This window comes from Bernardetia aquimarina, assembly GCF_042180575.1.
Lineage (GTDB): Bacteria > Bacteroidota > Bacteroidia > Cytophagales > Bernardetiaceae > Bernardetia.
Window position 1 is genome coordinate 5,301,975 of record NZ_CP170094.1, and the last position, 12,987, is coordinate 5,314,961.

Annotated in this window: 8 protein-coding genes; 4 read left to right on the forward strand and 4 right to left on the reverse strand. The window is 31.2% G+C overall.

What is annotated here, in order from left to right; all coding sequences use genetic code 11:
- Positions 1 to 75: 75 nt before the first annotated feature.
- Both ACE193_RS22940 and ACE193_RS22945 read left to right on the forward strand, forming a co-directional pair.
- Positions 76 to 576 carry a thioredoxin family protein gene (locus ACE193_RS22940; protein ID WP_375560516.1) on the forward strand — a complete coding sequence of 167 codons (501 nt, stop codon included), beginning with the start codon at positions 76 to 78 and terminating at the stop codon, positions 574 to 576.
- A gap of 178 nt (positions 577 to 754) precedes the next feature.
- Positions 755 to 1,567 carry a hypothetical protein gene (locus ACE193_RS22945; RefSeq protein WP_375560517.1) on the forward strand — a complete coding sequence of 271 codons (813 nt, stop codon included), beginning with the start codon at positions 755 to 757 and terminating at the stop codon, positions 1,565 to 1,567.
- An 80-nt stretch (positions 1,568 to 1,647) separates the two neighbouring features.
- On the opposite strand, the gene ACE193_RS22950 is transcribed toward ACE193_RS22945, so the two are convergent.
- Together ACE193_RS22950 and ACE193_RS22955 are read right to left on the reverse strand one after the other, a co-directional pair.
- The gene (locus tag ACE193_RS22950; RefSeq protein WP_375560518.1) at positions 1,648 to 2,055 is read right to left on the reverse strand and encodes a PLDc N-terminal domain-containing protein; all 408 of its coding nucleotides are present in this window, start codon (positions 2,053 to 2,055) and stop codon (positions 1,648 to 1,650) included.
- 102 nt (positions 2,056 to 2,157) lie between these two features.
- Positions 2,158 to 3,558, reverse strand: a complete 1,401-nt coding sequence (locus ACE193_RS22955; RefSeq protein ID WP_375560519.1) for an FAD-dependent oxidoreductase — start codon at positions 3,556 to 3,558, stop codon at positions 2,158 to 2,160.
- Between the two features lie 441 nt (positions 3,559 to 3,999).
- On the opposite strand from ACE193_RS22955, the gene ACE193_RS22960 reads away from it, so the two are divergent.
- Both ACE193_RS22960 and ACE193_RS22965 read left to right on the forward strand, forming a co-directional pair.
- The gene (locus tag ACE193_RS22960) at positions 4,000 to 5,688 is read left to right on the forward strand and encodes an AMP-binding protein (RefSeq protein WP_375560520.1); all 1,689 of its coding nucleotides are present in this window, start codon (positions 4,000 to 4,002) and stop codon (positions 5,686 to 5,688) included.
- A gap of 166 nt (positions 5,689 to 5,854) precedes the next feature.
- On the forward strand, positions 5,855 to 8,401 hold the full coding sequence (locus ACE193_RS22965; RefSeq protein ID WP_375560521.1) for a LamG-like jellyroll fold domain-containing protein: 2,547 nt from the start codon (positions 5,855 to 5,857) through the stop codon (positions 8,399 to 8,401).
- 263 nt (positions 8,402 to 8,664) lie between these two features.
- Here ACE193_RS22965 and ACE193_RS22970 read toward each other — a convergent pair whose 3' ends face one another.
- Together ACE193_RS22970 and ACE193_RS22975 are read right to left on the reverse strand one after the other, a co-directional pair.
- Complete coding sequence (locus ACE193_RS22970; RefSeq protein WP_375560522.1) at positions 8,665 to 9,084, reverse strand: hypothetical protein; 420 nt, start codon at positions 9,082 to 9,084, stop codon at positions 8,665 to 8,667.
- Between the two features lie 47 nt (positions 9,085 to 9,131).
- Positions 9,132 to 12,776, reverse strand: coding sequence for a helicase-related protein (locus ACE193_RS22975; RefSeq protein WP_375560523.1), 3,645 nt, complete (start codon positions 12,774 to 12,776; stop codon positions 9,132 to 9,134).
- Positions 12,777 to 12,987: the final 211 nt, after the last annotated feature.

The window sequence follows — 12,987 nt, forward strand, 5'->3', positions numbered from 1 at the left end:
AAAAAAAGTATTGTAAAATATTAACTTTGTGAAAGTCTTATTTATTTAACTATTTTATTCTAAAAATTAAATCGCATGAAAAAAGTTAGTGTATTGGTAGCTCTTATGTTTTGTTTTTTTACTGTGAGTGGATTCGTTGTTTTCTCTAAAAATGATGTAAAAGAAACTCCTAAGACAATAGAAACGGCAAAAAAACAAAAAATAGAATGGCTTACTTTCGAAGAAGCTATGGAAAAATCAGCCAAAGATAAGAAACCTATCTTTGTAGATGTTTATACAGATTGGTGTGGTTGGTGCAAAAAAATGGATAAGAATACATTTCAAACTGATGAAGTAATTGAATATGTAGCTCAAAATTATCACGCTGTAAAACTAGATGCCGAAAGTGAAGATGCTACTTCATTTGATGGACAGAAACTAACTTACAGACAACTTTCTGGAGGTGTTTTTAAAGTTACAGGTTATCCTTCTATTGTTTTGATAAATAGTAAAAAAGAAGTTGCCGTTGCTCCTGGTTATCGTGATAAAGATGGTTTTGTACAAATGTTAGAACAATTCAAGGCTGCTAATCAATAAAAACCGTCTAATTTTTGTGAAAAAAATGCACATTTTCATACCAACAGTTTTCTAATTAAATTTAATTCACAAACTAACAATTTATGGGTATAATTTAGGAAACTGTTTTTTTTTGATTAATTTGGTGTACCCATTTATTAAACTGTTTTATATACTTGATTTTTATTTATACAGATGTATGAAAAAAATAATATTCTTTTATTTATTTAGTTTTCTTACTGTTTTAATTTCTGTTTTATATTCTACTTCTCTCCTTGCTCAAGACAATACAAAGAAAGAATTAGTTATAAAAGGGGTTTATCATGGTACAAATCTGTATGTTCAAAACCCTCAAACTAGCAATACAGAATACTGTATCAAAGAAATTTTTGTAAATAATAAGGTCGTAAAATTTCCTGCTACGACAGCATTTGATATTAATATGTCCTTTTTGAAAATCAATGACGAAGTAGTTGTCAGAATTATTCATGCAACAGATTGTACTCCAAAGGTACTAAACCCACAAGCTATCAAAGACCGACTTCCTTTTCGTTTTTCATCCATAAATGTAGATATGAATACGATGATTTGGGTAACACGAGGAGAAAAAAAGTTTGGTCAATTTTTTATTCAAATCAAAAATAATCGCACTTGGATAGTAGAAAAGGTAATTAGCTGCAAAGGAAGTGCACAACAAAATGTTTATACTTTACCTCTTACACATCGTGGGGGAGAAAATATTTATAGGCTAAAATACTTAGATGTAACAGGAAAATATTATTATTCACCTGAAATAAAATTTGTATCTGAAGGAGAACAACAAATTACTTTTTATCCTAAAAGTGTTATTAATAGAATTACTTTTTCTCGTTCTACAGAGTATCAAATCTTAGATAATAATGGAAAGCTAGTTTTAGAAGGAAATGGACTTACAGTAGATTGTTCGAATCTCAATTTGGGAGCTTATTATTTGCTTTTTGAAGGACAAGAAGAACGATTTTTTAAGAAGTAAATTACAAATAAAAAAGGAATTTCTGTATTACTATGAATACAAAAAATCCTTTTTCGTTTATCTATTTTTCTGAGCTAAAATTAAAAATCAGCCATTTTATACTTTTCATTATTTCTCAAAATCCCACCTTTTTTTCTGTTCCAAATACGAACAAAATAATAAACTGCTGTACTAATAAAAGAACCAAAAAAGAGAGCTAAAACCCAAATAATTTTTTCCGTTTCATCAACACTTTCATCTTTGACTATATCAATGATATAATAAATCGTAATTCCTAAGTCAGCCAAAGAAGCTAATAGAATCAGAACAAAAAAGACAAAGAAACCTCCAAAAAATAGTCCTATAACATCATCTGGTGGATTTTGCTGATTGGAAGTTGTTGAGGCAAAGGTCATAAAAGCACCTATAAATGTTACGATAGCTAAAATGGTTACTATCAGTGGAGAAAATGTAAAAATACCTAACCAAATTTTTTTGCTTTTGCTCATTAATTTTTTTTTGTTAAAATAAAAGTAATACGACAAACAAAATTGTTTGTATGCTTTTATACGTAGAATTTTAATGAAAAGTTAGAATTTATGTAGATATGATTAAGAGTTTGATTCAACTGTATTGTGTAATTTTTCTACAATTTCTTCCCAGTCCAAACTCTGCCAATTATTCTCAATGTCTTCTTTTTTCATAATTTCATTCATGATTTGTTCTTGTTTTTTTCCTGTATTAAGAGCATACGAATACGGAAGATGACTAAATGTTACCATTGTGTATTGAGGAATCCAACGACTAGGAAATTTTTCATACAATTTAGCTTCAATTTTCTTACGAAGCAAAAATTCTGGGTCAGCCACTCTATCACGCATTTCGATAAAATTCTGAATGGCTAAATCTGCAATGGCATTTGCATTCGGAATGCGTTCATTTTGAAATTCTTCAAACATTTTTTTCCAATCAATTTCTCCATTAGAAGAATGTTTTTCCATAAACTCATTGAAATAAAAACAATCCTCAAAACCCGAATTCATTCCCTGTCCATAAAAAGGAACAATAGCGTGAGAAGCATCTCCAATCAAACAAACATTGCCCTCATACGCCCAAGGAGAACAACGGATGGTTACCAAAGAAGAAGTAGGATTTTGCTTAAAGTCCTCCAATAAAGTAGGCATAAGAGGAATTGTATCAGCAAAATGAGTTTCAAAAAACTCCATTATTTCTTTATCTGTATTTAATTTATCAAAGGCTTCTTTGTTATTATCACTTTCAAAACGCAAAAAAAGTGTACACGTAAAACTTCCATCTATATTTGGCAGGGCAATCAACATAAAACTATGACGAGGCCAAATGTGTAGGGCATCAGGAGATAATTTATGAGTTCCGTCTTCGTTGGCAGGAATATGAAGTTCTTTATAACCATGAGGAAGGTAATGTTGTGTATAATTGAAAAGAGGCATTCTTTGCATGTGTCCACGAACAGCCGAAAAAGCACCATCTGCACCAATGATAATATCTGATTTTATGGTTTGTCTTTTATAATTTTCGGTATTATTTTTATCTTCTTCTTCATTTTCAAAAGTAGCTTTTGCTTCTTTTATATCTACATCCTCACAACGTTGATTGAAATTGAATTTTACATTATGTTGTTTTTCAGCTACATCCATCAAAGCCTCATTCAAAACTGCTCTTGAAACCGAATAAATAGCTTGGTTTTCTTTTCCATAGGGCTGAAAAGTAAGATTTCCTTCCGTGTCGTGCATCATTCGTCCACGCATCGGAAGTGCAATATCTTTGATTGTCTGTTCGATTCCTGCTTCTTTCAAAGCCCTCCAACCTCTTTCACTCAAAGCCAAATTGATAGAACGACCACCAACAGCACCAATTTTGCGATAATCTGGACGACGCTCAAAAACTTCTACTTGGTGTCCTTTTTTTGCCATAAAAATAGAAAGCAAAGAACCCACTAAACCAGCACCCACTAAAGTAACTTTTGAAGACATGTATTTATGTGTTTTTTTAGTTTTAGAAAATAATTTACAATTTAAGGAAAGATTTTTTGAAAAATTAGTCTGTAACGTAGTTTCTACTATAATTTTAAGTAGGGTTTTCTTAATAAAAAGAAAAATGCCGTTGTTGTGATAGCGACACCAACAACTACAAGTTGAAAGTAGAGGTCTAAAATACAAAAAGAGACCAAATATTTTTTATAAGAAAACCCTGTATTATGTCAAGTTCCATATAAAAAAGATACGCAATTTAGTTTATCAAACTCAATTTTATGTTTCTATTTTAAACAAAAAAGATTAAATTCAGACTTTCATTACTAAATTAATCGAAAAGCATAAGAATCATTTGCTTTTTCCCAAAAAAATAAGAATATTGTTTGTATTATCGTAAATACGACGTAAAATAACCCACAACAAAAAATAAATCATCGCAATATGGAAGCAATTTGGAAAGAACATTATCCTGAAGGAGTCGTAAAAGACATTAACCCAGACCGATATGGTTCATTAATAGAATTAATTGAAGAAAGTATAGAAAAGTATGGAGATAAAACAGCCTATATTCACATGGGTGTAGAAATGACTTTTAAGCAAATTGGTAATTATTCAGCTAATTTTGCAGCATTCTTACAAAATGAAACGAACCTAAAAAAAGGAGATAGAATTGCGATACAGATGCCTAACGTAATGCAGTATCCGATTGCACTTTTTGGTGCTATTCGTGCTGGTTTGGTGGTTGTCAATACAAACCCACTTTATACAGTTCGTGAAATGGAACACCAGTTTACTGATGCTGATGTAAAAGCAGTAGTTGTTTTGGCAAATTTTGCTGACAGCATTGAAAAAGTATTACCTCATACAAATATAGAAACTGTTATTGTAACAGAAGTAGGTGATATGATGGGAATGTTTAAACGTTCGCTTACTAATTTTGTAGTGAAGCGTGTCAAAAAAATGGTTCCATCTTATAGTTTACCAAAAGCAATTCCTTTCCGTTATGTACTTGCCAAAGGTAGAAAGTATCCATTTACACCAGTCAAAGTAAAAAACTCGGATAATGCATTTATTCAATATACAGGAGGCACAACAGGTGTAGCAAAGGGAGCAGAACTTACACACAGAAATGTAATTGCGAATGCTGAACAGATAAAAGAATGGATGAAGCCACTTGCTAGAGAAGGGCAAGAGGTAGTTTTGACTCCTCTTCCGATGTATCATATTTTCTCTCTTACAGTAAATACATTTATTTTCTTTGCTTATGGTTGTAGCAATGTTTTGATTACAAACCCTAGAGATTTGCCTGCTTTAATTAAAGAAATGGCAACTCACAAAATTACAATCATGACAGGCGTAAATACGCTTTTCAATGGACTTGCTAATCATCCAGATATCAATACAGTTGATTTTACAAGACTCAAAGTGGCTGTTGCTGGTGCAACTGCTGTACAAAGTTCTGTTGCTCAAAAATGGAAAGAAGTTACAGGGAACTCCTTAGTAGAGGGGTTTGGACTTACAGAATGTTCGCCTGTGGTAAGTTGTAATCCTGTTATTGGAGGAGTACAAATTGGAACAATCGGAATGCCTCTTCCAAGTACAGAAATAAAACTTATTGATGATGACGGAAATGATGTAGAAGGATTTAATAATCCTGGGGAACTTTGTGTAAAAGGACCTCAAGTAATGAAAGGGTATTGGAATAAGCCTGAGGAAACCTTAAACTGTTTGAGTGCAGATGGTTGGCTCAAAACAGGTGATGTAGCTATTTTACAAGAAGATGGCTTCCTCAAAATTGTGGATAGAAAGAAAGATATGATTTTGGTTTCTGGTTTTAATGTTTATCCAAATGAAGTTGAAGATACGATTGCAATGTATCCGAAAGTAATGGAAGTAGCAGCTATTGGTGTGGACGATGCAAAATCGGGCGAATCTGTAAAAGTATTTATTGTCAAAAAAGATGATTCACTTACTGTAGAGGAAATCAAAAAATACTGTAAAGAAAATATGACAGGCTATAAAGTTCCAAAGCATTATGAATTTAGAGAAGAACTTCCAAAATCAAATGTAGGAAAAATCTTGCGTCGTGTCTTGAAAGATGCAGAAAAAGACAAAGTGGCAAGTGTTTAATTTAAAAAAAAATAAAACAAAAAGAGTGATACAAACCGTATCGCTTTTTTTTTTGCTTAAATTTAGAGTCTAAAACCAGTAGCTTATAATCAAACGATTAATGCAGCAAGAAACCAAATTACCTTATATATAATTTTTTTACTATCTCAACTATATAAATTTTACTATGAAAAAGTTCTTTTTGAGACAATTCACAGCTTTTATTCTTTTTTTTCTATTTACTTATTCATTTACCTATGCTCAATCTAACCAATATCTACATTTTGATGGAGTAGATGATTACACAGAACTTCCAAATGCAGCTCAATACATTGGTGGTTTGAATACTATTACGATGGCAGGTTGGTTTTATACTGACCAATTAAATTATGGACAAGGAATGATGAGTATTAGAGGAGGAGGAACAGGAGATGGCGAAATGTATTTTATACAACTTGACAATGGAAAGCTAGAATGTAGAGTTGTTACTAGTACAGGTTTGCATCAAGTACAAGCACCAGCAGGTACTATACAAGCAGGAGTATGGCAACATATTGCTTGGGTTTTTAATCAAACTACGGTAGAGTTATTTATTGATGGTTCTTCAGTAGGAAGCAGTACAGCCTCAGGAGTTTTTAATTCTTTTGATAGACCTTTATCTATTGGAAAAGCTATTGCATCAGGACTTAATTTTGTTTTTAAGGGCAGGGCAGATGAAGTTTCATTGTGGAGTAAGGCACTTACACAAACAGAAATACAAGCTATGATGAATGATGAGCTGGTAGGAGATGAAGCTAATCTTGAAGTTTATTACAAATTTAATCAAGGAACACCAGCAGGAAATAATACAAATATTTCTCAACTTTTATCTAAAAATGACCAAGTAAATAGAAGTTCTGAACTTCATAATTTTGCATTACTTGGAGAGGAGTCTAATTTTAGTGGTACAATAGCAGCAGATTTTCAAGTCATTAATTTTCAGCCTATTCCTAATAAATTAACTACTGATACTCCCTTTGAAGCACAAGCAAGTGTAAACTCGGACTTACCAATTTCTTTTGAAATAGTTTCAGGACCTGCAACTGTTGAAGGTAATATAATAACCTTAACTGGACAAGTTGGAGAAGTGCTTGTAAAAGCAAGTCAGGCTGGAAATGGTACTTTTGATGCTGCTGAAGATGCTTTTGTAAGTTTTCAAGTGCTAAACCCAGAACAAGTATTGGCTGATATAGAAATTACACATCCTTTGGGAGGATATGTTTATATGTCTTCTCTTATTCCTATTGAAGTAACTCTAAAAGCAAGTATTCAATATCCTGATTTATTTTCTGTTAGTTCTATTTTAGTAGAAATAGAAGGTAAAAATATAACACTAACCAATCATGGAAATGGCTTTTATACAGGGTGGTGGAGACCAACTTCTTATGGACAACAAGAAATAAAAATAGCAGCAAAAAATAATTTTGGAGCAGTCAATAACATCACTCATACTTTTGTTATTACTGATGATATAGGTGAACAAACATACCTTACTGCGATGGAAGATGTTTGGGTAAATGCTGACTTCCCTTCTAAAACCATAGAAGCAGATTTGCCTAGTCATATTGGTGCTTTTGATAAAATCACAGGAAATTTATTTATAGATTGTCCTACTGGTGGTTGTGACCCTTGGGATAGAGTTTCCTCTATTGAAGCACAAGGAAAAAATGGTGAATGGTATGAAATAATCAGATATTTAACGCCTTATGGTGTGAGTTGTCAGAGTGAAATTGATTTAACAGATTTTGCTTCTTTACTCAAAGGAAAAACAAAATTTAGAGTTAATCTAGCAACACAAGGAAATGGTTTTTTGTATTCATTAGAATTAACTTATCAAGGTGGAACTCCTGAAAATCCATATAGCACTATTCAAAAATTATGGAATCAGACCTATCAATTTGGAGACATGGCAAATCTACAACCTACTGAAGAATTGACACTCAATTTTCCAGATAGTACAAAAAGTGCAAAAATAAAATTGGTTTCATCTGGACATGGATGGGGAGAAAATAATACAGGAAATGCTGCTGAATTTCAAGAAAATACGCATCATATTTGGGTAAATGGCGTACAGACTTTTGAACAAAATAATTGGAATGATTGTAATCCAAATCCAGATAATTGTAGAAGACAACAAGGAACTTGGCAGTATGATAGAGCAGGTTGGTGTCCTGGTTCGATTGCTCAATTCTTTGATTATAATATGGAAGATTTTATTGATCAAGAGAGTGTAACACTAAAATACATGTTTGATGAGAGTTATACAGATTTTTGTCATCCTAATAATCCAGATTGTGTTACAGGAGTAACTTGTGATAATTGTGATGATGGCTTTAATCCACATTTGATAGTAACTTCTTATCTTATTTCTTTTGAGAATCCTCCTGTTATTGTAGAAACACCAACAGATTCTATTCCTCCTCTAGGAATTGATGATAATAAAATGGGATTGAATTTTAGTCTGTATCCAAATCCTTCAACAGGTCGTTTTTTCATTGACATTGATAGCCAAAAAGAAAAAGTAAGCTCAATTATAGTTTATAATTCTTTGGGCAATGCTGTCAGAACTATTCAAACAAATAATATTTATACTCCTATTGAAATCAATTTAGGTAATAGAGCTGCTGGTATTTATTTTATTGCCATTTATAATAAAGAAAAAATTATTGGAACACGAAAAGTTGTAGTAGAATAATTTTTTTTTCAATAACTGATGTTATGCAATCAAAAAACGAAACCCATAGCTTTAGTTATGGGGAATAAAACATGCTGTTTTCTGCTATTCTACGCCTGTTTTCCCACAATTAAAATCGTAGGTTTCGTTTATTTATGCAAGAAATTTGCAAAAAAAAATTATCGTTGCTTAACATCAGTTAAAGCTCTAAAAGCAGCATACCAAGAGTTGATAAACATTAAAACTAAAAGTACTGCTGTTGCGTAACATCAGAATTTTATTATTTAATTTTCTGTGTCAGTATTTTCCTTCTCCAAAAGTTCATTTATCCAATTTTTTGCCTCTTCTGGATTCTTACAAACTTTCACTTCACTTGGATAGGGTTTTATCATAAAAACTCCTTCTAAAAGCATTCTTTGTAAAATAGAAGGTGCAATAATTGCCATTCCGATAGAATATTTCTCTACTGTTTTCTTATTTGCTTTGAGTGAATTTCCTTGAATAACACGATATTTTGAAGCTACATATTGTGTATCTGTTGCATCCAAAATAATTGCATACCGTCCTCTTTCATAGATTTTGCCTACTTCATCTACATAATTTTGAAAATTTTGGTCAGTAATTTCTGCATTAGTGAGTTTGATATGTACTAAAGGGAAATTAGAATAATCAAAGATGGCATAAGGATTTTCAATCGTTTCCATTACAAAGAGCAGTTTTTTTGAGAATTGTAATTAATCTATTTTTCTACCTAACTTTCTTGAACTTCAAACTGAATTATTTTCATTTTTTCGATTTCACTTTGAAGTAAAAAATTCAGACTATACATATCCTTTAAACTAGCATAAATTTGAGTAGCTCGCAGATGTTTGTCTTGAAAATTATGTTTTGTTTTAGGTGCAAATTCATTTTTCAAAATACTTTCTGATAAATACGATTTTGCTTGTTCAGAAAAATTATTTCCAAAAGATAGAAATTTTTCTATAAAATAGTCTTTATTTTCATCATTTGTTTTACCTTTTAAGAAATTGCTTAGTGAATGGAATAAAGTTTTGGGAGCATTTTCTGAATCAAATATCTCTAAATGAAGCTCTAAAACAGCTTTATAAAAATCTAAAACGGTATTATTTGTATCATTTTGATTAATTCTTTTTCTCCATTTTTCTATAAAATCTAAATTTAATTCTTTGTTTTCGTCATTATTTAGGTCGTTCATTTTTTCAAGTTCTTCAAAAACCCAGTTTATTTCTGTCTTAGAAAATGAATTATTCTCTGTATTGTCTTTTTCTGTGAAATAAAGAAGGCGATTGATAGAAGAATGATGAAGAAACGGCTCTGAGAAAATCAAACTTTTTGCTTGATTTTCTTTTACTTGACTTTTAGCATAATCATATACTTCTTTTAAATTATTTTTGAGATGATAAATGCTATTTTCGTGAATCCATTGTAAAAATAAAAAGCTGTATTTTTCTAAAATAGAATAATTCTTCATCGAAAAAATGGTTGAATACTTTTCGTCTTTATGAATTTCAAAGTCAGATTGATGTGTTTGGATAATCTCAAAAATATGTTTTCTTACGCTAGTTTGGTCGTGAGCTTGTACCCAAATTTTGAATTTTGTGTTTGAAATATGTGTCGAATATTCCCAATTAGACAAAATTCCCATTTGATAAAAACGAATAATTGTTCGCTCTACGGCTAGTTTTCTATTTACTTTTTGAGAAAAAACTCTGAAATCTAAATCTGAAATTTCTACTTCTGATATTTTTATAATTGCAGGAGTATTTTCTTTATCTTGTTTATTATCAACAATTTCTGTTTCTGAAACCAAGCAATATTTGTCATAAAACTGTTTCATAAAATCTACTTCTTCTTCTACAGGTTCGACTTTAGCAGCCCATTCCAATAAATGCCTGTACATATCGCCACCCAGCCAACTCACTTCTCTGTGCATGTTTCTAATATCAGAAAGTTTTGTTGAATCTTTAAAAAGATTTAGAAGCGTTTGTTCGTCTTTTTCTTTCTGAAAAATAATATAAGTTTTGGCAGTTGGTTTCTTTGTTCTATTCGAAATATCTAGTAGTTCTGTCAATGATTTTGGTAAACCGTATTGAACAATAAAATCTAAATTTTCTAAATTAATCCCCGAATTAAGGGCAGAAGTAGAAGCCACCAATAAATCTTGAGAAGTTTTGAGCGCATTTCTCAAATAAGTGCGTTTGGTAAAATGCGTTTCGTTATCGTCATGCGAATCATTCGGGATTTCAACAGAATACGGATATATTTTTCGTTTCAAATCAAACTCCAAACGTTCGGAAAGTAAATAAGAACCTGTACTCCCATTTACGCCAGAAGTAAAAATTACTCCTGTATTATTTGGATGCTTAGTTTCTTTATTCTGAATCTTTTTGAGGATGTTTACAAGTGCAGAATAGGTGTTTTCAGTTTCTATAAATTCAAAATTCGATATTTTATTTTCTACATAATCAGACGAACTCACAGCAGCATAAAAATTATTCTTTTCTATCTTAAACGTATTTTGAATTGTCTTTGAAACTGATTTATCCAAAAAGTTCGACAAAAATACAAAAGGTGTTTTGTGAGAATCATTATAAAAATAGTTGTAATAAATGCGTTCTAGCGCAATATATTCTTCTTTGTGTTGTGGACTCCACTCCGAAAAACGATGAATTTCATCCACTAAAAAATATGCCCAATTTATTTTATCATTTTCGTTTTTCTTACCTTCTTCATTATTTATAAAATTTATAAATCGTGTTGTATTTAATAAATCGGCTGTCAGAATTAGTAGAAAAACTTTATTTTCTTTGATTAAATTTTGTGCTTGTCTTACTTCTTGACTGCTCATTTCGGAATGCCAAATCGTAACTTTATCAATTCCATTTTTGCTAAGTTCTTCCATTTTATCCAACGCAGCATCGGTAGAAGCACAAATGAGAAGAGAAGGCGAAGATTGCAAAACAGAAAGCCAACCAAAAATAAAACTAGAATCAATTTCTAAAGGAAGATTTGCCAAAACAGACTGCCCATTCAAGGCTTTGGCAAGCAAAATTTGAAGGAAAGAAGATGTATTTTCTCTTTTATTAGAAATAGAATGAAATAAAAATTCAGAACGTTTTAAATCATTATTATCATCAAAATTCCAGTTATGAAAAGTATTCTTAGAATTAATTTTAAAAAATGAATGAGAAAGAATAGGAAGCTGTTTGGATAACGGTTTTCCTTCGTCGGAATGAAACGAAAAACGATAATTTTCTGCATAATCATTTCTAATTTTTATCCAATCTTTATTCTTATCAGAATCTGTCCAGCGATGCAGAATGCTAAAATCAATTTTTAGTATTTCATTATTATTTTTGTTATCAATACTTTTATTTTCTTGATTTGCTAAATCGTTTTCTGAAAAAACAGTAGTGATAGCAATTTGAGGAAAATCTGTTGATAGATTAGGAAAAAGTTCTACCACCAATTTCTGAATATCTTGAATAGCCAATTCTATAATTTCTTTAGGAATTTGTTCTTTTTCTCGCATCAAAAAAACGGCTTTCCATGCTTTATTTTTATCATTATTTGTAGGATTTACTTTCCAAATTCCTCTAAAAAGAAGTTCTGCCGTCAGAATTTGAATACGAATAAGGGCAGCCTTCCACCAAATTTGTTGAATAATTGTTTCTCGTGGCTGATTGGTTGCTGTTCTGTTCCACTCTCTGAGTTTATTCGAAAAAATAGGTTTTTCTACTTGGTGGCGAATCCATTCCATTTTTTCACGAATCAAATCGGTTTCTTCTATAATTTCTTCAGCTGTAAAACTTACTACATAAATTCCCTTCGAACGCAGTTTTTGTTCAACTTTCTGTTGTATTTCTCTCTCTCTACTATCGACAATCAAAACAGCAAGTTCTGCAATCGGTAAATAAAAATTTACAACTGCATTTTTTAATTCTGCATTTATATCATCTTGAGCTATTTCTTGCTGTAAAACATCTGATAAAGGAGCATTTGCTAAAAATAGACACTCTAAAAATCCCCATTCGGGTAAATAATTTTGTAAGCGTTCACGCAAAAACAAAGTCATTGCTTTTTCAGAAGTAGTTTTTTGGGTTTTCTCTTCAAATTTCCATTTTGGAATATATTTATTCTTTTCTGAAATCTGCAAAGGAAGAAGAGGAATATAATTTTCCGTTTGATTGTCTTGTGTATTAAATCTCTCAGCCAATTCCACAGGCAAGGGCATTACCAAACTACGCTGTAAAAAACGCAATAAAAAAGCAAACTTAGTCTTTTCTTCCTCAACCACTTTTTGAGAAAAAAAAGGTAAATTCTGAATCACAAAATGATTTGTTGTGTTGGTATAACCTGCTGAATAGTGTTGCATTAGATGAATAGACAATAGTTGAATTCTTTTTGCTGTAATGATTATGAACTTTAAACTTGTATTCCAAATATAGCATAAAATTTTAGAAATGAGTTGAGGTGTGCTAGTGCAAGATTCTATCTTGTACTGGTTTTTTCGTCAGCATATGCTGACAAAATAATTGACACAAGGTAGAACCTTGCGCCAGATGGGGGGCTTGAATATATATAAA